Source organism: Roseibium porphyridii, from assembly GCF_026191725.2.
In the GTDB taxonomy this organism is placed as follows: domain Bacteria; phylum Pseudomonadota; class Alphaproteobacteria; order Rhizobiales; family Stappiaceae; genus Roseibium; species Roseibium porphyridii.
On sequence record NZ_CP120863.1, the window covers coordinates 722346 to 748600 of the forward strand.

Here is a 26255-nt window from a genome sequence, read left to right on the forward strand (position 1 = left end):
GCGCTGCAGCATTCGTCGCCTTACACTCCGCTGCCCAAAAATATAGCATCGGGAAACATGCATGCTGGAACCTGCCGGCGACTACGAAACGCTGAACACCCGTTTTCAATGGTCTTTGCCCGCAACCTACAACATGGCTGCCGCCATCAGCGACGTGTGGGCTGCGAAAGATCCAGAGCGTCTGGCAATTCGCCAAGTGCTGACGAATGGCGATGTACGGGACTGGAGCCACCAGCGTCTCAATCAGGCCGCCAATCGAATTGCCAATGCATTTGTCGCGAAAGGCATCAGGCGAGGTGACCGGGTGGCACTGCTATTGCCTCAGGTTCCTGAAACCGCGGTTGCACATCTTGCTGCCTACAAAATCGGCGCAATCGCCGTTCCTCTTGCAGCACTTTTCGGTTTGGAGGCCTTGCGGTACCGCTTGTCGGATTCCGGCGCAAAGGCGCTTGTGACCGATTCCGCAGGGCTCGAAAAACTCTCCCAAATCCGTGAGGATCTTCCCGATCTTGACCTTGTCGTCTCCACGGATGGACCGCAATCAGGGGTCTGTTGTTTCGACGATCTGCAAGCCAAGGCATCGGATCGCTTCGAAACTATTGCCTCCACACCAGATGATCCCGCACTGATGATCTATACGTCGGGAACAACCGGCCAGCCTAAAGGTGTGTTGCATGGGCACCGGGTCCTATTCGGGCACATGCCGGGGATTGAGCTTTCACAGAATTTCCTGGGGCGAGACGGAGATTTTCTTTGGACGCCGGCGGATTGGGCCTGGGCCGGCGGCTTGTTAAACGCGTTGTTTCCGGCGCTTACACTCGGCGTTCCTGTGTTGTCTCATGCCACCCGAAAATTCGATCCCGAATTCGCCTTTAAATTGCTTGAACGAGAAGGCGTTCGCAATGCCTTCATTCCGCCAACAGCGCTGAAAATGCTGCGAGCCGTAGACAGTCCTGCCCGCCGCTTCAATCTCGCCTGGAGGAGCGTTGGTTCTGCAGGCGAGTCCCTTGGGCGCGAAACGTATGACTGGTTCCAGGGAGAATTCGGGTTTGCGGTCAACGAGTTTTATGGACAAACCGAATGCAATGCGGTTCTGGGGTCTGTCGCAGAACTCGGCGTCAGCCGTTCCGGCGCCATCGGCAAGGCAATTCCGGGGCACGCCGTTGCCATTATCGACGACACAGGCATGCCTTTACCGCCTGAAACACTCGGGCAAATTGCCGTGAAGCGGCCGGATCCGGTGATGTTTCTGGAATATTGGAACAAGCCAGAAGCAACCCGGGACAAGTTCATTGATGACTGGATGATTACCGGTGACCAGGGGGTCATGGATGAGGATGGGTATGTTCATTTTGTCGGGCGAGACGATGACATCATCACTTCGGCAAGTTACCGGATCGGTCCGGGGGAAATCGAGGATTGTTTGATCAAGCACCCTTCGATCGCGCTGGCGGCAGCTATTGGCAAGCCCGATTCGCTGCGCACCGAGATCGTCAAAGCCTATGTCGTTTTGAAACCGGACGCAGAAGGTGGTGAGCAGCTCGAAGACGACATTCGCGGATTTGTTCGCGAAAGGTTGTCTGCGCACGAATACCCGCGAGAGATCGAATTTGTGGATGAGCTTCCGATGACCACCACCGGCAAGGTCATACGACGGAAACTTCGTCAGCAGGCGCGTGACGAGATATCGGTCAGGGCCTGACGCGTTTCTTGAGCTGTCTCACAAGGCGCCGAAGCCGCTGTTCCAATTCCAGGTCCGCCTGACACAGAGCGCAAAGCTGTGCGCTGAATGCCCCTCCTGAATAAAGCAACGTGCAGGTTTCAAGGCGTCCTCTCCAAAGTGGCTCAATCATGGTGTGTCCCGGAATGGCAAGGGAATCCGCGCCTTTGAAGCCATTCAGTTTCAGGTTTTCCCGAAACGCATGTACGGCAATCTGGGCTCCCGGAGAATATCGGGCGAACTCTTCGTCAAAGGCGATTTTCCAGGAAAAAACAGCTCCCCCCTCCACAAAGAGGACCAGTGCGGCCACAAGTGTGTTGCCTGCCCAAAGCTGATCGATACGAACACCGTCTTCTGCTGAGCGGTTTGCAATTGCCGCGCGCGCGAATGCTGCGGTTTCCGGTGTGCTCAAAAGTGCGGTTCCCGCCCGTCCTTTCCAGCCCTTGGCTTCCAGATGCAGAAAGGATTCAAATCCCTGAACGGCTTCGTGGCCAGACAAACTGGAAAACCGCGTCGTGCCGTGGTCATCAAGTCTGCGCAAGAGGCGGCGCATTTCCTTGCGCCGTTTGCCGCTATAGGCCGATTCAAGCTGTTGGTTCCCGGTTTCGCCGGCTGCGTGAGCTGCTCTGGTCGCACATGTGGTCGAACGATAACGTTCCGCCATCGCCGATCTCAATCTGTCAGCTGATGCAGAGTGCAGCGGGAGATAGGGGAAAGCGAGCACACTTTTTGAGCCGCCCATGGCGTGCAGAAAGGCGGCAATTGCGCCTTGCGAGGCATCCGGGTGCAAGAGCGGTGTTCCCAGCGGAGAATACTCAGTTGCCCAGGTCGAAGTGACGGGAAAGGCAATGCCAAGTCTGCGGCGACCGACTGGTGCAGCTGCCAGCCAGTGCTGCTTTTGTTTTTCTCTGACGACGACAAGGCGAACCGCCCTGTTGGCCGTGTGCTCCAGAAACGGTTTTAGGAATTCAGGCCCGAAAAACGGATTGGGATCGATTGAAAGTTTCGCAAGCTGCCGCCAGTTCGCTTCCGGAACCGTTGCGCTCAGCGGATCGAACTCAAGGATCTGGTACTGCTGTGCGGCTGTCTGATCACTGATCAACCTGGCGGTCCTTGGGTGGAAAAAGCAATAGAAGAACAAATGTCGTGATATTCAGCTTGCGTTTGGCAACCAATGCAAGCGCTGATGCTTCAAAAAGAATTGCGCAACTTGTTGCGATCGCCGCACCGGCGAGGCCAAGTAGCGGAATGAAGGCAAGGTTTAGAAGAACGTTGAGCAGAAACGTGACCGCATAAATACCGGCGCAGTTCTTCTGATGCCCTGTCATGGTCAATAGCGCGTCGGCAGGACCAACAGATGCACGCGCGAGAACGCCGATCATCAAAATGGCGATCAGCTGGTAACCGCTTTCATAACCACTGCCGAAGAGGGCCAGTAGCAACGGGGCGATGAGCAAAAGCCCTGCACCTGCCAAAAGCGACGGCCAGAACGTCCAGTGTGTGGCTTTGCGAACATAGTCTTCAAGGCCCTTCTGGTCTTGCCTGTGCATATAGTCGGAGAACCTGTGTGCCGATGCCGCACGAACTGCGAAATAGACAAAATGCACCAGGGCCAACGTGCGTGAGGCCGCGAAATATATGGCGACTTCGTCCGGATCCTGGAAAAAACTGACCATAATGACATCGGCACTGGTGATCAGCTGCAGAAATCCATCCACCATCAACATTGGCAATGAGATCAGGATCCAGTTCTTCAACTCAATCCTGCGCGGACCGATCGGTACCTGGTGCGAAAGCCGGCGGCTGAGCTGCAAATACTGATAGAGCGCGATGAGCATTGCCGCGCAAATTGCGACGGTTGCCATTGTGAGGGCATCTGCTTTCAGTCCGGCGAATATCGCCACAAAAAGCAATATCAGGATGGTGAGTGGCCGCCAGATATAGGTCGGCAACATCGACAGGGACGACCAGTCGTAACTTCGCGCAATGCCATCCTGGACCAGTCCGAACGCAAAGAACGGCAGTGCCAGCAAGACAACCGCGATGGGTTGAACGTAGTAGGGCTCTATGATCGGGCTGACCAGAAACACTATGCCAATACCCAGAATAGCCGTTGCGGCGCCTATCAAGAAAGCCGAAACCCGGCTTGCAAAGAGGAAACCGCGCAGTCCATCCAGATCGCTTGCCTGCCGGTATTGTGGCAGGAACCTGTTGGCGGAGGCAGAGAACCCGCCGCAGGACATGACCCCGAGTATGATGACCAAGGTCCACGCAACAGAATAGATGCCGTAGTCATGCGCACCGAGCGCGCGCGCGAAGACAATCTGCGAAAGATACGCGAGCGCAGCACCACCGATCCGGATGGCAAACGTGGATACCGCCATGCGGCCCGCGGCGTGATTGTCGCTGCCCTTGCCATTCAAGACAGCTCTAATCTGTTCACCTCCTTTGCCCAAAACCTGAGGCCAGGAGGCGCTGTGAAGACGCTTTGTCCAGGAGTTGGAAGTGAAACGCAACGACGGGTCCTTTGCAGCAAATATTCCGTATTTGTGACATGAGGGACTTAATTTTCTCTAGCGAACTGGGGAACTGGACGGCTTTGGTTTCACAGATGCGTGATGAAATAGGATTTCGAGATGGAAAATGGCTCAAAGGAGCATGAAACAATCCACTTGACTTATAAAAGCAGATTGGAACAAATAGAGAACATACTGATGCTGAGTCGTCACTACTCCTTCAACGGCCCTAATCATTGGCCCGAATGAGAGAAATCTGATTTTGCATTGCGGATGATGAGGGCTGCCTCCCCTTCGATCCGCAGTTTAGTCCGGTCCCTGCACCCGCCGCCAATCGCAGGGGCCGGACAGTTTTTAGGCACTATCGAGAACGTGCCTGTTTTCTTCAGTTTCCCTTGCTTTCGATCGGACGTCGCAAATCAATCTGGTCAGTCACATGAGTGTTATCTACCTATTGATAGATAAGTGTTGACTTTGCCGGGTCGAGAGTTGATACATCTCTATACCTACCAACTAGTAGATAAATAGGAGTTGAAGCAGTGGCCCAGATCTTTGCAATCATTCAAGGCGGTTCATCCGGAATGGGATTGGCGACCGCGAAAAGGCTTGCCGCGCGCGGCGTGACACCAGTTCTGGTCGGGCGGAATGCCGACAAACTTTCGACCGCAAAGGCGGATATCGAGGCGGAGCATTCCGTTGACGTGATGACCTGGCAGGCCGATGTCACAAATACGGACGACGTGCAGTCGCTGGTCGGTAAAGTCGACGCACTTGAAGGCAACATTCGTTATCTGGTCAACGCGGCAGGTTATTTCAGTCCGAAACCCTACCTCGATCATACTGCCCAGGACTATGACCTCTACCACGACTACAATAGAGGCACCTTCCTGCTGACCCAGGCCGTCGCCCGCAAAATGACCGCGACCGGATCGGGATCAATAGTCAACATCGGGTCCATGTGGGCGCATCAGGCAATCAAGGCAACGCCATCTTCGGCATACTCGATGGCCAAGGCAGGCCTGCATTCCATGACACAGCACCTGGCTATGGAACTCGGCGAAAAAGGTATTCGCGTAAATGCCGTCGCGCCTGCGGTGGTGGAAACACCTATCTATGGAGCGTTCATTCCGGAAGACGAGATCTCACAGACACTCAAGGGTTTTGATGCATTCCATCCCGTCGGCCGTATCGGTACGGTTGAGGATGTGGCAGCGACGGTCGATTTTCTTCTTTCAGATGAAGCAAGCTGGGTGACTGGTGCAATCTGGGACGTGGATGGCGGTGTGATGGCCGGACGGAACTAGGTTCGTGAATTCATGGCAACCGCACCGTTGAAGCGTTGATGGTGCGGTCGCATTCAGATTGCCTCGACGTAGTACCAGCGTCCCGCCTTCTTGCGGAACCGGCTTAGTTCCCGATGAGTGTTCAACTTGCCAGCAGCGAGGTAACTGGCTTCGAAAAGAACTGTGCCGTCCCGGTCTGTCTTGAGACCCTTTTCGGTCTTCAGAACGTTCAAACCCGTCCAATGGTTCTCCGCCGCCCATCGCGCTGTGCCAACTTCATCGAATTCTGCCTGATACTTGGGCCAGTATGTCGTTTTCAGGTAGGCAATCTTGCCTTTCACATAGGCCGAGTAGCGTGAACGCATTAGCGCCTCAGCTGTCTCGGGCAGTGCATTTCCGTCAACAAAAGGACCGCAACATGCATCATAACTGCAGTTGCTGCCGCACGGACAGACATCATTGCTCATGAAGGTCTCCGAATTCACCAGTCGGGGCTCTCTACCACTGGCTGCCGTGCATCGCTATGGTTTCTGACGACAGACCTGGAAACCCGGACGCGTTCATGAGACTTGCGACATTCAATCTGGAATCATTTGGATCGGACAAATTTGATCCAGAGGCACTGGCACCGCGGTTGAGAGCGCTAAAGCCGAAAATACTTGAGCTAGACGCTGACATTCTCTGCTTACAGGAGGTGAATGCGCAAAAAGTGAAAGGCAACAAGAAACGACAATTTCTGGCTCTGGATCAGCTTTTGCAAGGAACACCGTATGAGGCTTTCCACCGGGCAACGAGTGATCGTCCGTCCGGGAAAGGTCCGGGAGACAGGCACAATCTGGTGATCCTTTCCAGATATCCTGTTCGAGGGTATTCAAGTCTCTATCAATTGCATGCTCACCCGGCCCTCTGGCAACCCAAAACTGCCGAGCCGCCCTACGAAAGCCCGCAAACGGTGCTTTTCGAGCGGCCTGTTCTCCAGGCGGAAATTGACGTCGGGGCGTCGACACCTCTTCATCTTTTCGCCGTCCATTTGCGTGCACCGATCGCCGCTATGATCCGCGGTGCTAAGAGAGCTGACCGATCATGGAAAAACATTGCTGCCTGGGCTGAAGGATATCAGTTGTCGGTTTTCAAGCAGACTGCGCAGGCACTCGAACTACGCCTCGCAGTGGAGGAGCTGCTTGATGACAATGAAGAAGCCCGGATCGTGCTTGCGGGAGACTTCAACGCGACCGGGGAAACCGGCACTTTGAGGTTGCTTCGCGCCGACCCTGATGACACCGGCTCACCCGATCTGGAAAAAAGGCGATTGTTCCAACTCGACCGCGCCCTACCTCCCGAACGCCGTCAAACGGTCATTCACAGAGGGCGTGGACAAGCGCTTGACCACATTCTGGCGAGTGCGGCCATGACCGACTGTACAGTCGATTTCAAGGTGTTCAACTACGATCTGCTCGACGAGGTTTTCGATGCAGATGGCAGTGATTATGCAGGGTCTTATCACGCTGCCATGCTGGCGGAATTTGCGCTCTGAGACAGCTTATGGCTGCAGTGAACTGATGTAGCGGGCAAGGTCGGCGATTTCCCGTGTCTGCAACGACATGTTGGGCATTTTTGGGTGCGGATCGGCAAGAAATGTCGCGAGGGTTTCTTCGGTCCAACCCGGATCTCCGGCCATGTCGTAGAAGCTGGGAAGAGATACGCTGGAGGCGGTTTTCTGGTCTTCTGCGACGAGATGACAAGAGGAACACCACTGCAGCGCAAGAGTCTTTCCAACAGAAGCGTCTGCTGCCTGCACAGTTGCTGTAGAAACCGATAGTCCCAGAACAGCTGCCGCGAGGACGGGCAGAGCAAGACACGCCGTGCGATATGCGGTTGCCTGGTTGCGAACTGAATTGCCGGTCATGCACCCTCCTTGTTTTCGCCAGTGTTCATCTAAGGCGTCAACTGACGGATTGAGGATGGCCGCTAATCAACATAAACGCCTTGCGGTGGATCAATCCCTCAACCACCGCGCGTTTTTGAATTGCTACTCGCGTTGTCCTCAGCCACAGTGGGTCCTGGTTCATTTTTTCGGAGGCGGCCATGCGTGTGTGTTTCAAGTCATTTCTGTCGGTGTTCGGCGTTGCGTCGGCACTCATCGCCTTGCCAGTGCAGCACGTTGCGGCACAGGAGACGCCGATCTATTCACTCACCGACCGCTTCCATTCCGTCACGGCGCAAAACGGGATGGTTGCCAGTCAGGAAGCCGTCGCGACGCAAGTCGGCGTTGATATCCTGAAGCAAGGCGGAAATGCCGTCGATGCGGCAATTGCAACGGGTTTTGCCCTTGCGGTGACGTTGCCGCGCGCGGGGAATCTGGGCGGCGGAGGTTTCATGATGATCCACATGTCCGCCAGCGATGAAACCAAAGCATTGGACTATCGGGAAAAGGCACCGGCTGCCGCGTTCAAGGACATGTTTCTTGGCGATGACGGCGAGCCGGACAAGGACAAGTCGAGGTATTCCGGTCTTGCAGTTGGAGTGCCCGGGACGGTTGCCGGATTTGCCGAAGCCTTTGACAAACATGGCAGCGGCAACCTCAGCTGGGCTGATCTTGTGGCACCAGCCATCAAGCTTGCAGACGAAGGCATCACGGTAACTCCAAGCCTTTCGGGCGCTCTCGCGGCAAGGATTGAGCGTTTGACGAAGGACCCTGCAACGGCTGAGATTTTCTACAAGGCCGGTGGTGTGCCTTATTTGCCGGGTGAAACTCTGGTCCAGAGCGATTTGGCCAACACCTTGCGGATGATCGCCGACAAGGGAGCTGAAGGGTTTTACAAAGGTGAAACCGCCGAACGGATTGCGGCAAAGGTTCAACAGGCGGGCGGCGGCATGACCGTTGATGATCTTGCCGGTTACGAACCGGTTTGGCGCGACGCGGTCACCGGCACCTATCGGGGATACGAGATTGCGTCCATGCCGCCACCATCGTCTGGCGGTGTTCATATTGTCGAGATCCTCAATATGCTCGAAGCCTTCCCTATCGCGGAGTTCGGTCCGAATTCGGCCGATACGATCCACGTCATGGCAGAAGCCATGCGGCGGGCTTATGCTGACCGGTCGAAGTATCTGGGCGATCCCGACTATGTGGATGTTCCGGTCAAAGGACTGACGTCACCTGCTTATGCGGCCGAACTTGTCAAAACAATCGATCTGGAAGTGGCGACACCCTCTGAGCAGATCAAGCCTGCGGATCCGCTTCCTTACGAGAGCAACGAAACCACGCATTTTTCAGTTGTCGACAAGGACGGTAACGCGGTTTCCAACACCTATACGCTCAACTTTTCCTACGGCGTGGGGATGACGGCCGATGGGACAGGTGTGCTGCTTAACAACGAGCTCGATGATTTTTCGGCAAAGCCGGGCGTTCCAAACGCCTATGGATTGATTGGTGGCACCGCCAACGCTGTTGAAGGCGGCAAGCGCCCCTTGTCGTCAATGAGCCCGACACTGGTGTTCAAGGATGGGACGTTTTTTCTGGCGACGGGCTCACCCGGAGGGAGCCGCATCATCACGACCACTCTTCAGATCATCATGAACATCGTCGATCACAAGATGAGCATTGCTGAAGCAACTGCCGCCCCTCGTGTTCACAATCAATGGCTGCCGGATGAGATCAGGATCGAGGAAGGCCTGTCGCCGGACACGATCAAGCTGCTTGAAGCCAAGGGGCACAAAGTGGAGGTCAAGAATGCGATGGGCTCGACCCAGTCGATCATGAAGGTGGGCGATGTTCTTGCCGGAGCATCCGATCCGAGACGCCCCGGTGCCTTGACGGCCGGCTATTGAGCCTTTGGCGGGAAGTGACGGTTGATCGCGCTCTTGCTGTCGAGGTCGCGAAGATGCTGGAAGAAACTTTCCGCCGACACGGCCAGGAACGACATCAAGAGAACACCGATATAGGTTGAGTGCTCGAGCAGTTCTGCCCGGTCACCTACCACAACGTCGAAGATGGTGAAGCCAAGGAACACTACGATTGAGACCGTGATGGCAAGGTCCGTGCGATAGGCCACGCCGGGTTTTCCCTGAACCAGTCTGACACCGGCCACCACAAAAAACGCGGCAGCAGCAAATTCGACCACGCCGGCAAAGATCAGTGTCGCCTGGATGAACGCGGGGTCGAGCGAAAGCCTGTCAAAATACATGGTGAACTTTTCAACCCGATGATTTCCCCACCAGCGCAGCAAGCCGATGTCCTGACGGGCGAAGAACTTGTCGAGCCCGTTCAGCAGCCAAAAACTGAACCAGAATATGATTACAACGGCGGTTATGGGCTGACGGAGCGCGTGCATGTCGGTAACCTGATCATCTCGATTTGAAGATGCAGATTGATTAGCGTCAGGTCCTTGCCATTCAGTTACATTCGGTAGGCGGGAAGCGTGTCACGTTCGAAGCTGGTTAATTAAAGGTGAAGCGCGACTTCACTCTTTCGTGTTCTTGTCGACCGCATATTCGTTTGAGACAAGCTTTGCGAATTTCCGGTCTAGCGCCATGCGGTCCTGCGCCGGCATGTCGGGCCAGACGATCTGAGCGCCGACAAAGGCCGCATACTCGATCTGGGCGATCTGCATTGCTTCGTCATCTGGCAGACCGCGGTCACGGTAAAGGTCGGCGACGAAATCGGTTCTCAGCTTGTCGACTTCCTGCAGCACTTCGCGTGTTGCACTGTTCGACTGAGCGAACTGACGAACTTTTCGTTCCAGCTCATGATCCAGATGATTGGCAAGGTGAGACAGTTTCTGGCGCCTGTCTTTGACTGCCGGGCCAAGTGTTTTGTCGGCGACATCCAGCGTGTGCTGCTGCTTCCATGCCTGCATCATTTCCAGGATGAAGACACCATGGTCCTGGAAGTGATGGTAAAACGAACCGCGTGTACGCTCGGCAGCGCTGCAAAGGGCCTCCACGGTCAGTCCGGCAGGACCATCCGATTTCAACTGGGACAGTCCCAGCGACAGCCAGTCGGATTTTCCGAAACGCTTGCGCTTAGTCATCCTGCCTGGCTGCTCTTTCCATGTCTCGTCAATCCTGCCAGAGCTCCGATCCCTGGCTTTCGATTTTGCCGCGCACTGGATTTTCCAAGGTTATGCCGCACCTGATGTCCTCGGAGCCCGCCTAAAGTCCGACCGAACCGAGAGCCCCTAGAATGAGTATCGGCAGGAACAGCCAGCCTTGCGGCATATCCTTGTATTTCTGCTTCTTAATCGGAGGAACTGCAAGGCCGAGAAGAAAGAATGAAGCTGTAAGGGCTGTTGCCACCCAAGCCAACTCCAGGCTTTGGGGCCGAAAACCGGCAACAACAAACAAAACTGAAAGCATGGCAAGTACGATCGTGACGATGTGCCAGCAGAAATAGGTCACGTATTTCGGAACCGGATGCAGATCCTGAGCCTTCAGAAGCGGAACGGCGATGGCGCGTCCGCCGGCAAATGTGTGAAGCAGACAGACCAGCAATGAGAGGAAACTGGCGAAAAGCAGAAGAGAATTCATGGGCACCTCCATACAAACCATAACATATGGTATGTTATTCTGCTTTTGAGAATGCTGCCAATGTGGCGTCCGGTCACAGGCAGCAGGACACATTTTTTTGCTTAACGTGACTGTGCGTTTGACACCTGCAAAATCCAATGATAGCGCTATCCAAAGCGCTTTGGAATTTGTCGATTGCCGAAGCCTACATATCCAAAACACCGCACATAATCGGGAGGGTCAAATGCCGATCAGAACCGTAGTCTGGGGCGAAAACGTCCACGAACAGCACAACCAAATCGTCGCGGACACCTACCCGAAAGGTATGCATGAGTGCATTGCGGAGGCTTTGAACGAAGACCCCGATATCAACGCCACAACAGCAACACTTCAGGATCCTGAGCATGGCTTGACTGAAGAACGGTTGCGCGAAACCGATGTTCTGTTGTGGTGGGGTCATGCTGCCCATGGCGACGTTTCCGACGAGGTTGTCGACCGGGTTTGCGATGCGGTTTGGTCCGGCATGGGCATGTTGTTTCTCCATTCCGCTCATTTCGCCAAACCGTTCAAGCGGCTGATGGGAGGACCTTGCAATCTGACCTGGCGCGAGGCCGGTGAACGCGAGCGGCTTTGGGTTACCAGCCGCAATCATCCGATCACCAAAGGTCTGCCGGACAGCTTCGAGCTGGAAATGGAAGAAATGTATGGCGAGCCGTTCGGTGTGCCAGAACCGCTGGAAACGGTTTTCATCAGCTGGTTCCAGGGCGGCGAAGTGTTCCGGTCGGGCCTGACCTACAAACGCGGTGCGGGCAGCATCTTCTATTTTAGGCCGGGGCACGAAACCTACCCGACCTATTACAACGACCACGTTCGTCAGGTGTTGAAGAACGGTGTCAAGTGGGCCTTCAACCCAATGGACCGGCTGGCCGACCCGAATGCAGCTCCGAATGTGCCGGTCGATGCGGCGCCGGAAAAAATAGAGGAACGTGGACCGAAACTTCACGCCGAAGGCGAAGAAGGGTATCGCTAGTATTCTTTCCTTTTCAAAACCGCAGGTGTGGCCGTGTGTTCGGCATTCCTGCGGACGGAGTATTTCATGACGACTTCTGAAAAACCGGTCCGGATGCTTGTCCTGGGGACGGGCAATATGGCGCGCGTTCATGCCGAAGCTTTCCAGAAGATGCCTGGAGTCGAGCTTGTTGCAGGTGTCGACAGGCGCACGGATGTGTTGGCCGAGTTTTGCGATGAATTCGCAATTCCTCACCGGTTTTCAGATCTGGATGAGGCGATATCCTGGGGTGCATTCGATGCCGTGGCCAACGTGACACCGGATGGCGCGCACCATCCAACAACGATGCCTTTGCTGAAAGCGGGCAAACACGTTCTTTGCGAAAAACCGTTGGCCACCAACGCCCAACATGCCGACGAAATGGCAGCACTCGCCCGTGCTGAGGGGCTGGTGGGTATGGTGAACCTGTCTTATCGCAATGTTGCGGTTCTTCAGGAGGCAGCCAAACTGGTCGCCGCGGGGGCAATTGGGTCTCCTCGCCATTTCGAGGCCTCCTACCTGCAGAGCTGGTTGACGCAACCTGCCTGGGGGGAATGGCGCACGGAAAGCCAGTGGCTTTGGCGTCTTTCGACTGAACATGGTTCGAAAGGCGTGCTCGGTGACGTGGGAATTCACATCATCGATTTCGTGACCTTTGCTGCCGGAAGCCAGGTTCGCGACCTCTCCTGCCGCCTGAAAACCTTCGACAAGGCGGAGGGTGGGCGGATCGGCGGCTATACCCTTGATGCAAACGACAGTTTCACATTGCAGGCCGAGCTGGAGAACGGAGCGCTCGGAACCATCAGCGCGACCCGTTTCGCAACCGGCCACCTGAACGATCTTCGCCTGCGTCTTTATGGCGACAAAGGTGGGCTGGAAATTCTCTTCGAACAGCGATCTGAAAGTCTGCGTATCTGCCGCGAGCCAGATCTACAAACTGCCGAATGGCAGGAGCTTACCGTCCCTCCTGTGACCACAATCTATGAGCGGTTCATTTCGGCAATCAGAGGCGACAGCGAAGCCGAACCGGATTTCGATCACGGTGCCCGGTTGCAACACGCGCTTGACGCTGCCGAGCGTTCTCATGCCGAAGGCAGCCGCTTCCTCAAGCTCTCCGATTAGACTTCCCATAAGAGCTGCAGCGGAGCTTTTGAAATGAGAAGCTCCGCTGCAGAAGTAGGTACTAGAGGCAGGGCAACAACGCGGGATCGATCGCCACAGCGACAGGCTCTTCCGGAAATTGCATCTTCCTTTTTATAGGTCAGGCCCTGATACTTCGTTCAGAGCCAACGACAGGTTTTTCTCAATTTTTAGACGAAACGGTTTTTATCGATCAAAACCGGCCAAAACTCGGGAAAAAGCACAAATTCTTCACAGCAAAAAAAGTGCTCTCCAGAACAACAGATGCTTGTGTCCTTCGCCCGGAAGCAGGCTCCATGAGGTAGCTGTTTTTGGTGCAAGAACAGCGCAGCAGATACTGCTTTTAATGTGAAGGATGTTGAACCAAACATGAAAAAAGCCGCCAAAAGGCGGCTTTTTCAACTCACTGGGGTAAGTGAGGAAATTTTGGAGCGGGCGATGGGATTCGAACCCACGACCCCAACCTTGGCAAGGTTGTGCTCTACCCCTGAGCTACACCCGCATATTGTTCCAGCGCCCAGCGAAGATCGCCCCGGCGTCGGTGGCGCAGTATATGAACTAAGCTGAGACGGAATGCAACACCGAATTTACAGAATTTTTTTTGGCTGTCGTTCTGTGGAGTTTGTGCCGTTCCTTCGTTTCAAATCCGCAGAATTCTGCCGCTTTTTTATATTCTTTTTTCTTGTCGTCACCTTTCAAATTGCGTTAGACAGCGCTGAAAGCGAAAAATTCAGGAAAAATCATGCCCGCATCCCGTGACGACCTCATGACCTTCTTCAAGGATCTGGAAATCGAGGTCACAACGACTGACCATGAACCGGTGTTCACGGTGGCCGAATCCGGCGATCTGCACGACAGGATCCCGGGCGGTCACACCAAGAACCTGTTCGTCAAGGACAAGAAGGGCCGTCTGTTTCTGATCGTGCTGCTGCACGATGCTGAGGTTGACCTCAAGAAGGTTCACCAGATCATAGGCGGACAGGGCCGCGTCTCGTTTGGCAACGCCGACCTGCTGATGGACGTGCTGGGTGTGGAGCCCGGTTCGGTAACGCCTTTCTCACTTGTCAACGATCGCGAGAGCCAGCGGGTGACACCCGTGTTCGACGCGGCCATGATGCAGCATGATGTGTTGAACTATCATCCCTTGAAAAATGACGCGACCACGTCGATTTCAGCCAGTGACCTGCTGAAATTTGCTAAAGCGTGCGGACATAGCGTTGCTGTTTTGGCGGTGAGCGAAGAAGCAAAAGCAGCTGGTCTTTGACCGGCTGATTTCAGGATTTGTAATTCGGTCGCTGCGGAGCCATGTTAGGGGCCAATTCAACCGAATATGATGATTTGATTCAGGACGCGCCGCGACGAGCGGAAGCGTCGAAGTTTAAGAGGCGGCACATGAGTAACGGCAACTACAGCATTGGCGGCCAGGTCGGCGGCGGGTTCGGCGCCAGCATGGGTGGCGATTACGGTAGCCAGGGTGGTGGTTTTGGAGGCGACGGTGGCGGAGATGGTCCGACCGGTGGCGATCTCATCTTTAATGTGACCACGCAGACCTTCATGGCAGACGTCATGGAAGCTTCACGGCAGCAGCCGGTTCTGGTGGATTTCTGGGCACCCTGGTGCGGCCCGTGCAAACAGTTGACGCCAATCATTGAGGCCGCAGTCAAGGCGGCAGGCGGAACCGTCAAGCTGGCCAAGATGAATATCGACGACCACCCGGAAATCGCCGGGCAAATGGGCATTCAGTCCATTCCGGCCGTCGTTGCCTTCAAGGATGGTCAGCCGGTTGATGGCTTCATGGGTGCTCAGCAGGAAAGTCAGGTGAAGGAATTCATCGAAAAGCTTGCTGGCCCGGCGCCTGTCAATCAGGCGGATGCCTTTCTGGAACAAGCCGAGCAGCTGCTTGTTGAAAAGGACTTCGGTCAGGCTGCACAGCTTTTCGGCGCTGTGATGCAGATGGAACCGGACAACGTAAAGGCCATTTGCGGTCTGGCGCAGTGCTATCTTGGCGCAGATGAATTGGAGCGTGCCACCCAGGCCCTGGACATGGTTCCCGAAGACAAACGCTCCGAGGAAGCCTATACGGCAGCAAAGGCAGCGCTTGATCTTGCTGAGCAGGCAGCCTCGCTCGGCGACCTTGCCGGGCTTCAGGAGCGGATTGCAAAAGATCCGCAGGACCTGCAGGCGCGGTTCGATCTGGCGCTCGGCCTCAACGGCAAGGGCGACAAGAACGGAGCAGTCGACCAGCTGATTGAAATCGTGCGCAATGATCGGGAATGGAACGAAGACGGTGCGCGCAAGCAGCTGCTGCAATTCTTTGAGGCCTGGGGCTTCAAGGACCCGGCAAGCGCCTATGGCCGCCGGAAACTTTCCGCCGTCCTGTTTGCTTGACGATTGCAGCAAGTGCCACACATTTAGGGAAGCATCATGCTGGCGATATTGCGAAAATAACCAAAACAATGAAGGCGCTGTAATGCAGGCAGGAAACGCCATTTACGAGACGATTGCGGATTTGCCAGCGGCCTTGCCCGTATTTCCGCTTTCAGGTGCCTTGTTGCTTCCCCGGACGCAATTGCCGCTCAATATTTTCGAGCAACGATATATCGACATGGTTGACGCCGCACTTGCAGGCAACCGATTGATCGGCATGGTTCAACCTTTGCCAGAGCGTCTTGCCGGAGATCCGGATACTCCGGATCTTGCGAGCGTTGGCTGTGTAGGACGTTTGACAAGTTTTCAGGAAACAGGAGACGGGCGTTACCTGATCACCCTCCAGGGTATTACCCGTTTCGCACTCGGAAACGAGCGCAAGAGCTACAGCCGGTTCCGTGAGGTTGAGTGTGACTTTGCCGCCTTTGCCAACGATTTGAGGTGCGGTGAGGGTGAAGACGGCGTTGACCGAAATGGTCTTTTGAAAACCCTGCGCAGTTATCTGGATGCAAACAATCTGGAGGCGGATTGGCAGAGCGTTTCTGAAGCTGAGACGGAAGTTCTGGTCAATGCCTTGTGCATGATGTGTCCTTATGGTCCTCAGGAGAAGCAGGCCTTGCTTGAAGCAAGGGATCTCAGAACCCGTGCGGAGACCCTGATTGCGATCACCGAGATGGATCTGGCAAAATCACAAAATGACGGCGGCTCAACGCTGCAGTGACCCTGCCGGCCGAAAAATTAATTCCACCAAGCCGGCTGTTTTAAGAGACTGACCAATTATGAACGAAACAAGTGAACGCACCGTCGACCGCAAGCTGCTGGAGTTGCTCGTCTGTCCGGTAACAAAGTCCACGCTGGAATATGATGCAGAAGCACAGGAGCTGATTTCCCGCTCCGCCAAGCTGGCCTATCCGATCAGAAACGGCATTCCGATCATGCTGCCAGATGAGGCGCGCGTGTTGGAGGACTGAGGCGGAATGCCTGATATACAGCAAAAGCCCGGGTCGTTGCCCGGGCTTTTTCGTTTTCTGTGAACCGGGTCAGTACCCTCGGAACATTGGCATCAAGTTCAAGATAATGATCTGACGCAGGAAGATAATCCCGAGCAGCAAGATAACCGGCGAAATGTCTATGCCGCCGAGATTCGGCAGAAACCGGCGAATTGGCCTCAATGCAGGCTCGGTGAGATTATAGAGCGCCCTGCCGATCGAATTGATGATCTGGTTGTTGGAATTGATGATGTTGAAGGCATATAGCCAGGAGAAAATCGCACTGGCGATAATGATGTAGAAGTAGAGATCCAGTGCAATGAGGATCACGTTGAAGAGTGCGGTCATGGTCTGGTCCGTTGCCGTTCAATATCAGTCTTTGTCATCATGTAGCTTTCCGGCGTGGCCGCTGCAAGGCAGGCTGTCATTTAACCGGGTTATGTTTAATGCCTGCAACCAGCGATGCTAAATTGCAACAGTTGCATAAAACCGGGATTCCTTAGGCTTTGTATAAGTCTTAGTCGTGCTATCTTCCCTGCCAATGGGAATCCCTATGGATGTTATCTGAATGTTGAAGCTGTTTTCGCGCGCTGCGCTTGCCCTTGCCCTGAGCGCCGTGACCGGTAGCGCACTGGCTCAAAGTGGTGACCTTTCCGCTCAAGATGCCAATCGTCAGTTTGTAGTCGATCTGGGCATCGGCGCCATCGCCAAGCCGCGCTATGAAGCCGCGGACTCTTACCTGATCTATCCGTTTCCGATCATTTCGGTTGGCCGGTTCTATCTGCCGGGACTTGGGCAGGTTGTTGACGGTCGGCGGAAAAGTGGAATTTTCTTCTTTCCCTCGTTCAACTTTATCGGCGAGCGCAAGGCGAGCGACAGCAACGATCTGCGCGGCACACGCACCATTGACTGGGCAGTTGAACTCGGTCTTGGCGGTGGGTTCCGGACAGAGCATTTCCGTGCTTTTGCCGAGCTGCGCCAAGGTATCAACGGCCACACCGGGCAGGTGGGTCAGCTTGGTCTCGATGGTATCGTCTATCCAGCTGAAAAGTGGGAAGTGTCCTTCGGTCCGCGAGCCGATTTTGCAACGGACGATTACATGGACACCTATTTCGGTGTGACAAGCTCCGAGGCCGCGGCAAGTGGCGGTCGCCTGACGCGGTATGACCCAAGTGGCGGGTTCAAGAGCGTCGGCCTGGCAGCTCGTGCAAGCTATGATTGGAACGACGATGTGCGTTTGCACATTCAGGGCGGGTATGACCGTCTGGTCGGCGATGCTGCTGACAGCCCGATTGCAAGGAACGGCAGCAAAGACCAGTTTAGCCTGGGTGTCGGTGTCAGCTACCGCTTTGCATTCGATCTCTTCGACTGAGTTGGTCTTACAAGCGACGATTTGAAAAGGAGGCCTTGTGCCTCCTTTTTTGTGAAGCTGGAACTGCCTGCTCAGAACATCTCCCGAAGGCAGATCACACCGGGTCGTCCCGCAGCAGCAGACGGCCCGTTGAAACTTTGTTCGGCTTTAGCTCTTAAAAGAAGCAAACCTTCGCTCCAGTCCTGATGGCTTGCGAGTGCCTTGATTGCGTGCACGCAGTCGGACTTGTTGCCTGCGTATTGCACTCCTGCGACTTGTGACAGTATCGTAACGGCAATGCCGAGGGAGGAAGGCATGCGCGATCATGAACATGTGAGCGAGATCGACCGGGTTCTAAATGGTTTTGAAACTGGCCGGGACGGGCTTGTCTCGCAAAGCTGGCGCCGTTGCGTTGAAACCTACGGCATGGACCCGACGCGTCCTGAGCCGGCGCACATTGTTACTGCCGATCAGCTTCGCGAACACCAGGAACAGTCTGAACGTCTGATTGCGACAGCCCGGTCCGGCCTCCAAAGTCTTTTCAAGCAGGTTGCCGGTCAGAATTATGTCCTCTTGCTCGCGGATGCGAAGGGCATCTGCGTGGACTTCTTCGGCGATCCGCGGTTTGAAGACGAGTTGAGACTGGCTGGACTCTATCTAGGGTCGGACTGGTCGGAAGAGCTTGCGGGGACCTGTGGTGTTGGTTCTTGTCTTGTTACCGGCGAGGCAGTGACGATCCATCAAAGTGATCATTTCGGGTTTGCGCATACGCCATTGTCCTGCACGTCTGCGCCGATCTACGACACAAGCGGTAATCTTGCAGCTGTTCTTGATGTTTCGTTGCTGCGGTCCCCTTCTCCGAAGTCGAGCCAGAACCTTGCGATGAACCTCGTCAAGGCATCGGTAAGGCGCGTCGAAATGGCCAACCTCATGGCCATGACACGCCGGGACTGGGTTTTGCGGTTTTCAACATCGGCTGAATTCCTGGAAGTCGACCCGGAGGCTGCTGTCGCGCTCGATGAAAACGGCACGATTATCGGCATGACCCACGGGGCCAGAGAGTGTCTGGCGCCTGAAGGCCGAACCGAGTTGATCGGCACTAGGATCGACATGCATATGGATCTTGATGTCGATGCATTGCCGGATCTCATGCGCGGCCGGCCAACGGAGGAACGTGTTCTTCGTCTTCGGGATGGACGAGGCCTCTTTGGGCACGCCATTGCACCACAGTCAGCGCGCCTCCCGCGTCATTCCGAAACGGGCTCCGTTAGCGGACCTTTGCGTGGCTTCTGCGGTCCTGATCCAATGCTGCGGCAGCTTATGTCGAAGCTCGCACGCCTTGCACCGACGCAAGTCCCATTGCTGCTGTTGGGAGAAACGGGAACCGGTAAGGAGTATCTTGCACGGGCAATTCATGTGCTCGGTCCTGCCGACAGGTCTTTTCATCTCGTGACCTGTTCAGGATTGAACAGGTCACAGATCGAAGGATTGCGCAGTGCTGGCGCAGGAACGCTCTTCCTCAAAGGCATTGAAGATCTGGATGCTGACGGTCAAGGTGCCGTGCTGGCATTGTTGGAATCGCGAGACGATCTGAGGGTGATCGCGTCCACGCGCCAGGACCCCGTCGGACCTCAGGTTGCCCAGTTGATACGGCCGGAACTCTATTTCCGGCTGGCTGGGGCTGTTCTGCCGGTCACTCCGCTGCGTCATCGCCAGGATTTTGAATGGTTGGTCGACCGTCTCCTGAGACGATCTCCCCGAAACTTCCGTCTTTCTCCGGCGGCACTTGCCGAACTTCGCGGGCGGGAATGGCGCGGCAATGTTCGAGAACTAGCAACCGCACTTGATGTTGCGATAGCGCTTTCGGAAGGATCCGTGATTGATCTGCCGGACTTGCCGCCGCCACCTCTTGCCAGGCACATCGAAACAGACCCGACAGAGGATCTGGAGTCACTTCTCGATGCCTGCAACTGGAATATGTCCGTTACTGCGCGGCGTCTCGGCGTAAACCGTTCGACAGTTCTGCGACGGGTGCGCAAGGCTGGCCTGTTGCGCAAGACCTGACCCAACTGTTGCGCGTTGTTGCGCACGCAACGCCGCGACCACATTCGAGCGTCTAAATCACGCAAAGGATCACTGCTTGATGGCAAGTCGATGCTGCCCTCTGCAATGCTCTCCCATCTGAACAAAGAGCGGTACCGCGGGAGGAATGCAATGCTCGACACACCTTTGATCCACCAGACCGAGACGTTTCTTAAGACGTTTGGCGATGCCCTTGAAACAGGAAAGATCGATGAAGCGGTGGAGATGTTCCAGGACGATTGCTACTGGCGGGATCTGGTCGCTTTCACCTGGAACATCAAAACAGTCGAAGGCAAGGAGCAGGTCAAAGACCTGCTATCACATCAGCTGGCTTCAACAGCGCCCAGGAACTGGCAACTGGCCGATGGTGAAGTTCCAACGGAAGAAGGCGGTGTTGTCACAGCCTGGATCCAGTTTGAAACCGCGCTTGCTCGCGGCTATGGACTGCTCAGGCTCAAGGACGGAAAGATCTGGACCCTTCTGACAACGATGGTTGAACTCAAGGGGCACGAGGAGCCAAAAGGGTTTGATCGGCCGTTGGGTGCCAAGCACGGTGCAGCAAAGCATCGTACGACCTGGAAGGAGGAGCGGGAGAATGAGGCGGCGGAACTTGGCTACTCAAGGCAACCGTACTGCGTGATCATAGGCGGCGGGCAGGGCGGAATTGCGCTCGGCGCCCGGCTTCGCCAGCTCGGTGTGCCGACTATCATCGTGGAAAAGAACGACCGCCCGGGCGATAGCTGGCGCAACCGGTACAAGTCGCTCTGCCTTCATGACCCTGTCTGGTACGACCATCTTCCATACATCAAATTCCCCGAGAACTGGCCCGTTTTCAGCCCGAAGGACAAGATCGGGGACTGGTTGGAAATGTACACCAAGGTGATGGAACTGAATTATTGGACGCGTTCGGTCGCCAAGTCCGCCAAGTATGATGAAGCAGCAAAGGAATGGACTATTGTCGTGGACCGTGACGGCGAAGAAGTCGTCTTGCGCCCGAAGCAACTCGTCATGGCAACGGGTATGTCGGGCAAAGCAAATATTCCGGTGTTTCCCGGGATGGACAGCTTCAAGGGGGACCAGCAGCATTCGTCGAAGCATCCGGGCCCGGACGCTTATCGCGGCAAGAAAGCTGTTGTTGTTGGCTCCAACAATTCAGCCCACGACATTTGCGCGGCCCTTTGGGAGGGTGACGTCGATGTCACGATGGTCCAGCGCTCGTCGACCCACATTGTAAGGTCCGATACTCTCATGGAGGTCGGTCTTGGGGCGCTTTATTCCGAAGAGGCCGTACGGGCAGGTGTGACGACAGAAAAAGCCGATCTCATATTTGCGTCGTTGCCCTACAGGATCCTGCACGAGTTCCAGATCCCTGCTTATGCAGAGATGAAGAAACGCGATGCCGATTTCTATGATGGTCTTGAAAAAGCTGGATTCTGGCTCGATTGGGGCGACGACGACAGCGGCCTCTTCATGAAATATCTGCGCCGTGGCTCCGGGTACTATATCGATATCGGTGCCAGCCAGCTCATCATTGACGGTGAAATCAAGTTGAAGCGCGGTCAGGTTACTGAAGTTGTTGAAGACGGGGTGGTTCTGAGCGACGGGTCCAAACTGGAGGCGGATCTGATCGTCTATGCGACCGGCTATGGGTCCATGAACGGCTGGGTTGCCGATTTGATGGGACAGGATATGGCCGATAAGGTCGGCAAGGTCTGGGGACTTGGTTCAAGCACCACCAAAGATCCAGGCCCCTGGGAAGGCGAACAACGAAACATGTGGAAGCCGACCCAACAGGAAGCGTTGTGGTTCCATGGTGGCAATCTTCACCAGTCCCGCCACTACTCGCAGTTTCTGGCGCTGCAGCTGAAAGCGCGGATGGAAGGTTTACCTACTCCGGTCTATGGCCTCCAAAGTGTGCATCATCTGGCCTGATCAAAGAAAGCGGCCCGCACGATTGGGCGGGCCGCAAACAAAATCGACTTCAACAATTTAGCCAATGAAACCGGTAAGCGCTCTTTCGCTGTTGGCACAGATTTCGAACGGAAACTGACTCTAGTAAGAGCACTTGATCAGTTTGATGCCACTCGGAAGCTTGGTGTTCTCATCTCCGCAAGCGCCAAGAATGCGGCTGGGATCTAGATTGGTGGCTCCCGTCAGATCCGCACCGACAAGGCGTGTTCTACGGAGCAGCGCGCCATCGAAATCAACGCCCGTCAAATTCGCACCTGTCAAATCTGCACTGACAAGGCGGACGCCGCTAAAATCTGCATCCGCAAAATTGGTGTTGTGTGCCTTGATGCGGTCGAGCTTAGCCTGGCGAAGTCGGGCATTTTCAAAATTGGCGTTGCTCAGGTCGACGCGCTCCAGGTTGACCTCGTCCATTTTTGCGCCTTTGAAGGACGCATTTTCAGCAACTGATCTGATGAAAGAGGCATTTCTGATATCCGAACCATCGAACACGGTGCCGGTCAGGATGGTCGTGTTGAGGTCGGCTTCGCGAAGGTCGGTGTCCTCAAACTTGGCATTGCTCAAGTTTGCTTTTTCCAGATCGACGGAGCGCATGGTTGCGTCTGTAAAGTCACTGCCGGAAAAATCCGCGCGCTCAGCCTCCGCTCTGCGGAAATCCGCTCTTTGGAAATTCGCATTCGGGAGGATCGCTTCTTTGAGATCGACCTCGCGAAGGTTGGCACGGCTGAAGTCTGCATTTTCGACATTTAAGAACCTGAGTTCGGCCAGACGCAGATCGCAGCTCGGGCATCCGCCCTTTTCCTTGATCTCCGCCATACGTTTCAGGTCATTTTCGGCGAACGCGCTGTTTGAAACCGCAAATAGCGCGAAGGCGCTGAGGCAGCCTGCCAGAATTTGGAATACCTTGTCGCCCATTGCTCATCCCTTTTTGAATGCTTCTTTTAAAAATAGGTCTCCAAAACGGCAGTTTAAGGACCGCTGCACCCCACAAGACCGGAAAAATATGAAAAAGAAATGTGATGGACGTCAAGAAGCGCCGGATTTGTCCAACGTGTGAAGTGATTTGCTATGGGGAAATGAGCAACCGGGAGGACGCGGAGGGAAGAAGCGGGCGGGGTCGCAGGTGCCCGCTTCTTCCGTCACAAAAGCGCTGACGACGCACAACCTGACAATCAGCGTGCCAATTCATTCGCAAAAGCCTTGCCAGTTTGAATTTGTCAAAAAAGCATCAAGATATAGCCATGCGGCGCTCCCGCAGCACTAGATACTGATTTCATTTAGGATTGCTTCACCAGTCATGCATTGCAATTTGCAAGGCTGCCTGCAAATACGGTTAGCAAAGGGTTAAGAGAATTCCGACCGCAGGTCGATGGTCGACCGTGTGCCGATGTCGTCGTAATGCGTGTCCAGCCACTGTTTGGCAGTTTCGCGCCCGAGGTCCCGTAATTCGGTCAGGAAACTCCATTCGGCGTTGAGTTTGGACGATGCCTGAAGCGGTTTCAGTTCGCTGGCAAATATCCGATGCATATGAACCTTGGTGTATTCCTCATCGGACAGTTTGCCGTCCTCAATAAGCCGAGTGACGAAATCAATCGCGCGCAATTCCCGAAGCAACGTTGAATTGAAAGTGATCTCATTCAATCGGTTGACGATTTCCCGCGCGGTTTTGGGTACTTGTTTGCGCTCGAGCGGATTGATCTGGATAAGAACAACGTCCGGGGTGTCCGTGTTGTAGAACAGCGGATAAAGGGGTGGATTGCCCATGAAGCCCCCGTCCCAGTAAGGCTCTCCTTCAATCTCGACCGCCTGGAAGAGTTGGGGAAGACAGGCTGAGGCCATTACCGCATCAATCGTGACCTCCTTTTCGCTGAAGATCCGGATCTTACCCGTAAAAACGTTGGTTGCAGCTATGAACAGTTTGAGTCCCGAACAACAGTGCACTTTCTCGAAGTCGACAATGTCGTCGACAACGTCCCGGAGCGGATTCATGTTCAGCGGATTGAACTCATAGGGAGAGGCGAAGCGCGACATGACGTCGAAATAAAGATAGCTCGGCGAATGATCGAGGCTCCATTCTCCCAGCAAAATGTCGAGTGGTGAACGCTGTATAGGGCTGAACTGAGCGCGTGCGCTGACCTCGCGCCAGAAGGCTTCGAGACTGACCCTGGCCCCTTCTTCTCCGCCTGCCTCCATACCGCTGGCCATGACAACGGCATTCATGGCACCGGCGGATGTGCCTGTGATGGCATCCACTGCAAAGCGGCTGTCTTCCAGGAACCAGTCGAGCACACCCCAGGTGAAAGCGCCGTGAGCGCCGCCACCTTGAAGGGCGAGATTTATTTTCTTGGGCGAGGCCACAGCGGCCCTCCGTGATCAGCTGTCATCGGCCTGACGAGCGTTATTGTGCAGTCCAGCCGCCGTCGATCGGAAGGATCGACCCTGTAATCGACGCAGCATCATCTGAGCACAGGAAAGTGGCATAAGCGGCAACCTGCTCGATGGTCACGAATTGTTTGGTCGGCTGGGCCTTCAGAAGAACGTCTTTCTTGACCTCTTCTTCGGTCATATTACGGGCTTTCATAGTGTCGGGGATTTGCCTTTCCACCAATGGCGTCCAAACATAACCCGGGCAGATCGCATTGACCGTAATGCCTTGTTCGGCGACTTCCAGGGCAACGGTTTTTGTCAGCCCGGCAATTCCGTGCTTTGCGGCGACATAAGCGGATTTATATGGCGAGGCGACCAATGCGTGCGCAGAGGCAGTGTTGATAACCCGGCCCCAACCACGCGCTTTCATGCCCGGCAGGGCCGCGCGAACGGCATGAAAGGCAGAAGACAGGTTGATGGCGATGATTGCGTCCCACTTGTCGACCGGGAATTCGTCGACGGGAGAGACATGCTGGATGCCCGCATTGTTCACAAGGATGTCGACGGATCCGAATTCTTTCTCCGCGTCGGAAATCATGGCTGCGATTTCGTCACCGCTCAGCATGTTCGCGCCGGAATAGGTGCAGCGCACACCAAAATCGGCTTCAACGGCCGCGCGGGTCTTCTCGATCTCGTCTGCATCACCGAGGCCGTTGATCACCACACTGGCACCCTTTGCCGCAAATGCTCTGGCGCACCCAAGGCCAATACCGGATGTGGAGCCGGTTACGACGGCGGTTTTGTTGGCAAGCATTCAAGATCTCCCGATGAGAAAAACAGTTGCCCAACATTCGACCAGTTCACGCCGCGCTGCAACATCGGAATGATGAAAAGTGATTGCGGCGTCCCAAAAGCTCGGTTCATTGCGGCGTGCGGCTTCGAATGCCGACTAACGCCGATCCATCCGGTTTGCTCCGGCCAGTGCTTTGCGCGCTTTGGCTCGCGCGGCAGATTTTATTTCATCCGCCATTGTGTAGTCCTCGGTTTTCAACCCGAGTTTTTCAGCAAAGCGCTCACGAATTAATCCATAAAACGTCGCGTGGAGGCTGGCGAAGATCCAGACAAAAATGAGCATGGTCCCCATGGGGAATATGGCAGATCTGATTTGCGGCCAAAGTTCACTGGCTGGCAACAAACCGTCGCTGATGCTGAGCAACAAGCCCCACATTGCGATCAGAAATCCAGCCAGAAGGCTCATGACGAGGGCTGCAAATGCCATGGCCCAGCCAAGTCCTGATGTCGCCCGCCAGCTTTCTTTCAAGGTGAGGGGATCGTCGACGGCTGCGGCGGGTAACACCACAGACAAGCGCTGGACCACCATGAGCGCAATGAAGGGCGCCAGAAAAAGCAGCAACAGTCCGAAGCCGGCTGTCACGGCCGCCAGCAAGGAGGCAACAATGACAAGGGGTATCAGCGAGAGCATGCCGATCAGCCCCAGGATAATCTGGTTGAGAATGACGCGAATGGTGCGTTTGCCGAACACGATCGGAAAATCGTTGGCTTCAATCAGTATGCGGCGGACATAGGCAATCGCGATTGAAAACCCGACCAGCAGGTTGGCGATCGCTGCGAGCGCACGCAATGCTCCTTCGTCGGCTTCGGCCACCGGTTCGGTCATGTAGGAAACAGTCTTGAAGCCACTTTCTGGCATCAAGGTGCCACCAATTGCGAAATTGAGTGCAATTAGAAGAAGAATATAGGCCCAGCCGGTTTTGAGAAGCGTGCCGACATTGTGCTGCGCCAAGGAAAAAGACCGTTCCAGCACGGTAATGAACATATCCTGCTCCCGGATAGAC

Annotated in this window: 26 protein-coding genes and 1 tRNA gene; 13 read left to right on the top strand and 14 right to left on the bottom strand. The window is 55.1% G+C overall.

What is annotated here, in order from left to right; translation table 11 throughout:
- Nucleotides 1–61 precede the first annotated feature (61 nt).
- A complete protein-coding gene (locus K1718_RS03460; protein ID WP_265679736.1) occupies nt 62–1702 on the top strand; it encodes an AMP-binding protein in 1641 nt (546 codons plus the stop codon).
- Here K1718_RS03460 and K1718_RS03465 read toward each other — a convergent pair.
- Nucleotides 1692–2822: a GNAT family N-acetyltransferase gene (locus K1718_RS03465; protein ID WP_265679735.1), complete on the bottom strand. Its 1131-nt coding sequence runs from the start codon at nt 2820–2822 to the stop codon at nt 1692–1694. The two genes, K1718_RS03460 and K1718_RS03465, sit on opposite strands and share 11 nt — an antisense overlap.
- A complete protein-coding gene (locus K1718_RS03470) occupies nt 2812–4236 on the bottom strand; it encodes a lipopolysaccharide biosynthesis protein (RefSeq protein WP_265679734.1) in 1425 nt (474 codons plus the stop codon). Before K1718_RS03470 ends, K1718_RS03465 begins: the two co-directional genes overlap by 11 nt.
- 539 nt (nt 4237–4775) lie before the next feature.
- On the opposite strand from K1718_RS03470, the gene K1718_RS03475 reads away from it, so the two are divergent.
- Entirely contained in the window at nt 4776–5540 is a 765-nt protein-coding gene (locus K1718_RS03475) for an SDR family NAD(P)-dependent oxidoreductase (RefSeq protein ID WP_265679733.1), read from the top strand.
- 53 nt (nt 5541–5593) lie between these two features.
- On the opposite strand, the gene K1718_RS03480 is transcribed toward K1718_RS03475, so the two are convergent.
- Nucleotides 5594–5884 carry a YchJ family protein gene (locus K1718_RS03480; RefSeq protein ID WP_285806058.1) on the bottom strand — a complete coding sequence of 97 codons (291 nt, stop codon included), beginning with the start codon at nt 5882–5884 and terminating at the stop codon, nt 5594–5596.
- A gap of 197 nt (nt 5885–6081) precedes the next feature.
- Between K1718_RS03480 and K1718_RS03485 the strand changes: the two genes are divergently transcribed.
- Nucleotides 6082–7053 (top strand): endonuclease/exonuclease/phosphatase family protein, encoded by a 972-nt coding sequence (locus K1718_RS03485; RefSeq protein WP_152499578.1) that lies wholly within the window; start codon nt 6082–6084, stop codon nt 7051–7053.
- A 6-nt stretch (nt 7054–7059) separates the two neighbouring features.
- Here K1718_RS03485 and K1718_RS03490 read toward each other — a convergent pair whose 3' ends face one another.
- Nucleotides 7060–7425, bottom strand: coding sequence for a c-type cytochrome (locus K1718_RS03490; RefSeq protein WP_152499579.1), 366 nt, complete (start codon nt 7423–7425; stop codon nt 7060–7062).
- 179 nt (nt 7426–7604) lie between these two features.
- On the opposite strand from K1718_RS03490, the gene ggt reads away from it, so the two are divergent.
- On the top strand, nt 7605–9350 hold the full coding sequence (gene ggt, locus K1718_RS03495; RefSeq protein WP_265679732.1) for a gamma-glutamyltransferase: 1746 nt from the start codon (nt 7605–7607) through the stop codon (nt 9348–9350).
- On the opposite strand, the gene K1718_RS03500 is transcribed toward ggt, so the two are convergent.
- The 3 genes from K1718_RS03500 to K1718_RS03510 form a co-directional block, all read right to left on the bottom strand.
- Nucleotides 9344–9853, bottom strand: a complete 510-nt coding sequence (locus tag K1718_RS03500; RefSeq protein ID WP_152499581.1) for a hypothetical protein — start codon at nt 9851–9853, stop codon at nt 9344–9346. The genes ggt and K1718_RS03500 overlap by 7 nt on opposite strands.
- A gap of 129 nt (nt 9854–9982) precedes the next feature.
- The gene (locus K1718_RS03505; RefSeq protein ID WP_265679731.1) at nt 9983–10552 is read right to left on the bottom strand and encodes a TetR/AcrR family transcriptional regulator; all 570 of its coding nucleotides are present in this window, start codon (nt 10550–10552) and stop codon (nt 9983–9985) included.
- A 121-nt stretch (nt 10553–10673) separates the two neighbouring features.
- Nucleotides 10674–11048, bottom strand: a complete 375-nt coding sequence (locus tag K1718_RS03510; protein ID WP_152499583.1) for a hypothetical protein — start codon at nt 11046–11048, stop codon at nt 10674–10676.
- 223 nt (nt 11049–11271) lie between these two features.
- Between K1718_RS03510 and K1718_RS03515 the strand changes: the two genes are divergently transcribed.
- Together K1718_RS03515 and K1718_RS03520 are read left to right on the top strand one after the other, a co-directional pair.
- Nucleotides 11272–12057, top strand: coding sequence for a ThuA domain-containing protein (locus K1718_RS03515; protein ID WP_265679730.1), 786 nt, complete (start codon nt 11272–11274; stop codon nt 12055–12057).
- Nucleotides 12058–12123: 66 nt separating this feature from the next.
- On the top strand, nt 12124–13197 hold the full coding sequence (locus tag K1718_RS03520; protein WP_265679729.1) for a Gfo/Idh/MocA family protein: 1074 nt from the start codon (nt 12124–12126) through the stop codon (nt 13195–13197).
- 445 nt (nt 13198–13642) lie between these two features.
- Here the strand turns inward: K1718_RS03520 and K1718_RS03525 are convergent.
- Nucleotides 13643–13717, bottom strand: a tRNA-Gly gene (locus tag K1718_RS03525).
- Nucleotides 13718–13957: 240 nt separating this feature from the next.
- Between K1718_RS03525 and K1718_RS03530 the strand changes: the two genes are divergently transcribed.
- From K1718_RS03530 to K1718_RS03545, 4 genes are all read left to right on the top strand, one after another.
- Complete coding sequence (locus K1718_RS03530) at nt 13958–14479, top strand: prolyl-tRNA synthetase associated domain-containing protein (protein ID WP_265679728.1); 522 nt, start codon at nt 13958–13960, stop codon at nt 14477–14479.
- Between the two features lie 185 nt (nt 14480–14664).
- The gene (gene trxA / locus K1718_RS03535; RefSeq protein ID WP_418068127.1) at nt 14665–15603 is read left to right on the top strand and encodes a thioredoxin; all 939 of its coding nucleotides are present in this window, start codon (nt 14665–14667) and stop codon (nt 15601–15603) included.
- An 82-nt stretch (nt 15604–15685) separates the two neighbouring features.
- Nucleotides 15686–16363, top strand: a complete 678-nt coding sequence (locus tag K1718_RS03540) for an LON peptidase substrate-binding domain-containing protein (protein WP_265679726.1) — start codon at nt 15686–15688, stop codon at nt 16361–16363.
- A 58-nt stretch (nt 16364–16421) separates the two neighbouring features.
- Nucleotides 16422–16613, top strand: a complete 192-nt coding sequence (locus K1718_RS03545; RefSeq protein ID WP_152499589.1) for a Trm112 family protein — start codon at nt 16422–16424, stop codon at nt 16611–16613.
- 69 nt (nt 16614–16682) lie between these two features.
- Here K1718_RS03545 and K1718_RS03550 read toward each other — a convergent pair whose 3' ends face one another.
- Nucleotides 16683–16979, bottom strand: a complete 297-nt coding sequence (locus K1718_RS03550) for a YggT family protein (protein WP_265679725.1) — start codon at nt 16977–16979, stop codon at nt 16683–16685.
- Between the two features lie 220 nt (nt 16980–17199).
- On the opposite strand from K1718_RS03550, the gene K1718_RS03555 reads away from it, so the two are divergent.
- Nucleotides 17200–18003 carry a MipA/OmpV family protein gene (locus K1718_RS03555; protein WP_152499591.1) on the top strand — a complete coding sequence of 268 codons (804 nt, stop codon included), beginning with the start codon at nt 17200–17202 and terminating at the stop codon, nt 18001–18003.
- Nucleotides 18004–18074: 71 nt separating this feature from the next.
- Here the strand turns inward: K1718_RS03555 and K1718_RS03560 are convergent, their stop codons facing one another.
- Nucleotides 18075–18299 carry a hypothetical protein gene (locus tag K1718_RS03560; protein WP_265679724.1) on the bottom strand — a complete coding sequence of 75 codons (225 nt, stop codon included), beginning with the start codon at nt 18297–18299 and terminating at the stop codon, nt 18075–18077.
- On the opposite strand from K1718_RS03560, the gene K1718_RS03565 reads away from it, so the two are divergent.
- Both K1718_RS03565 and K1718_RS03570 read left to right on the top strand, forming a co-directional pair.
- Nucleotides 18298–20046, top strand: a complete 1749-nt coding sequence (locus K1718_RS03565) for a sigma-54-dependent Fis family transcriptional regulator (protein ID WP_265679723.1) — start codon at nt 18298–18300, stop codon at nt 20044–20046. The genes K1718_RS03560 and K1718_RS03565 overlap by 2 nt on opposite strands.
- Nucleotides 20047–20196: 150 nt before the next feature.
- Nucleotides 20197–21996, top strand: coding sequence for an NAD(P)/FAD-dependent oxidoreductase (locus K1718_RS03570; RefSeq protein WP_265679722.1), 1800 nt, complete (start codon nt 20197–20199; stop codon nt 21994–21996).
- A 120-nt stretch (nt 21997–22116) separates the two neighbouring features.
- Here K1718_RS03570 and K1718_RS03575 read toward each other — a convergent pair whose 3' ends face one another.
- The 4 genes from K1718_RS03575 to K1718_RS03590 form a co-directional block, all read right to left on the bottom strand.
- The gene (locus tag K1718_RS03575) at nt 22117–22947 is read right to left on the bottom strand and encodes a pentapeptide repeat-containing protein (RefSeq protein WP_265679721.1); all 831 of its coding nucleotides are present in this window, start codon (nt 22945–22947) and stop codon (nt 22117–22119) included.
- 429 nt (nt 22948–23376) lie between these two features.
- Nucleotides 23377–24390 (bottom strand): patatin-like phospholipase family protein, encoded by a 1014-nt coding sequence (locus tag K1718_RS03580; protein ID WP_265679720.1) that lies wholly within the window; start codon nt 24388–24390, stop codon nt 23377–23379.
- A 40-nt stretch (nt 24391–24430) separates the two neighbouring features.
- Nucleotides 24431–25213 carry a 3-hydroxybutyrate dehydrogenase gene (locus tag K1718_RS03585; RefSeq protein ID WP_265679719.1) on the bottom strand — a complete coding sequence of 261 codons (783 nt, stop codon included), beginning with the start codon at nt 25211–25213 and terminating at the stop codon, nt 24431–24433.
- A 135-nt stretch (nt 25214–25348) separates the two neighbouring features.
- On the bottom strand, nt 25349–26236 hold the full coding sequence (locus K1718_RS03590) for a 4-hydroxy-3-methylbut-2-en-1-yl diphosphate synthase (RefSeq protein ID WP_152499597.1): 888 nt from the start codon (nt 26234–26236) through the stop codon (nt 25349–25351).
- Between the last annotated feature and the right edge of the window lie 19 nt (nt 26237–26255).

Excerpts from the sequence above, each read along its gene's own strand:
- K1718_RS03460 (WP_265679736.1), top strand. The coding sequence starts at position 62 with ATGCTGGAACCTGCCGGCGACTACGAAACGCTGAACACCCGTTTTCAA.
- K1718_RS03480 (WP_285806058.1), bottom strand. The coding sequence starts at position 5,884 with ATGCGTTCACGCTACTCGGCCTATGTGAAAGGCAAGATTGCCTACCTG.
- K1718_RS03485 (WP_152499578.1), top strand. The coding sequence starts at position 6,082 with ATGAGACTTGCGACATTCAATCTGGAATCATTTGGATCGGACAAATTT.
- K1718_RS03490 (WP_152499579.1), bottom strand. The coding sequence starts at position 7,425 with ATGACCGGCAATTCAGTTCGCAACCAGGCAACCGCATATCGCACGGCG.
- ggt (WP_265679732.1), top strand. The coding sequence starts at position 7,605 with ATGCGTGTGTGTTTCAAGTCATTTCTGTCGGTGTTCGGCGTTGCGTCG.
- K1718_RS03500 (WP_152499581.1), bottom strand. The coding sequence starts at position 9,853 with ATGCACGCGCTCCGTCAGCCCATAACCGCCGTTGTAATCATATTCTGG.
- K1718_RS03505 (WP_265679731.1), bottom strand. The coding sequence starts at position 10,552 with ATGACTAAGCGCAAGCGTTTCGGAAAATCCGACTGGCTGTCGCTGGGA.
- K1718_RS03510 (WP_152499583.1), bottom strand. The coding sequence starts at position 11,048 with ATGAATTCTCTTCTGCTTTTCGCCAGTTTCCTCTCATTGCTGGTCTGT.
- K1718_RS03515 (WP_265679730.1), top strand. The coding sequence starts at position 11,272 with ATGCCGATCAGAACCGTAGTCTGGGGCGAAAACGTCCACGAACAGCAC.
- K1718_RS03520 (WP_265679729.1), top strand. The coding sequence starts at position 12,124 with ATGACGACTTCTGAAAAACCGGTCCGGATGCTTGTCCTGGGGACGGGC.
- K1718_RS03530 (WP_265679728.1), top strand. The coding sequence starts at position 13,958 with ATGCCCGCATCCCGTGACGACCTCATGACCTTCTTCAAGGATCTGGAA.
- trxA (WP_418068127.1), top strand. The coding sequence starts at position 14,665 with ATGGGTGGCGATTACGGTAGCCAGGGTGGTGGTTTTGGAGGCGACGGT.
- K1718_RS03540 (WP_265679726.1), top strand. The coding sequence starts at position 15,686 with ATGCAGGCAGGAAACGCCATTTACGAGACGATTGCGGATTTGCCAGCG.
- K1718_RS03545 (WP_152499589.1), top strand. The coding sequence starts at position 16,422 with ATGAACGAAACAAGTGAACGCACCGTCGACCGCAAGCTGCTGGAGTTG.
- K1718_RS03550 (WP_265679725.1), bottom strand. The coding sequence starts at position 16,979 with ATGACCGCACTCTTCAACGTGATCCTCATTGCACTGGATCTCTACTTC.
- K1718_RS03555 (WP_152499591.1), top strand. The coding sequence starts at position 17,200 with ATGTTGAAGCTGTTTTCGCGCGCTGCGCTTGCCCTTGCCCTGAGCGCC.
- K1718_RS03565 (WP_265679723.1), top strand. The coding sequence starts at position 18,298 with ATGCGCGATCATGAACATGTGAGCGAGATCGACCGGGTTCTAAATGGT.
- K1718_RS03560 (WP_265679724.1), bottom strand. The coding sequence starts at position 18,299 with ATGCCTTCCTCCCTCGGCATTGCCGTTACGATACTGTCACAAGTCGCA.
- K1718_RS03570 (WP_265679722.1), top strand. The coding sequence starts at position 20,197 with ATGCTCGACACACCTTTGATCCACCAGACCGAGACGTTTCTTAAGACG.
- K1718_RS03575 (WP_265679721.1), bottom strand. The coding sequence starts at position 22,947 with ATGGGCGACAAGGTATTCCAAATTCTGGCAGGCTGCCTCAGCGCCTTC.
- K1718_RS03585 (WP_265679719.1), bottom strand. The coding sequence starts at position 25,213 with ATGCTTGCCAACAAAACCGCCGTCGTAACCGGCTCCACATCCGGTATT.
- K1718_RS03590 (WP_152499597.1), bottom strand. The coding sequence starts at position 26,236 with ATGTTCATTACCGTGCTGGAACGGTCTTTTTCCTTGGCGCAGCACAAT.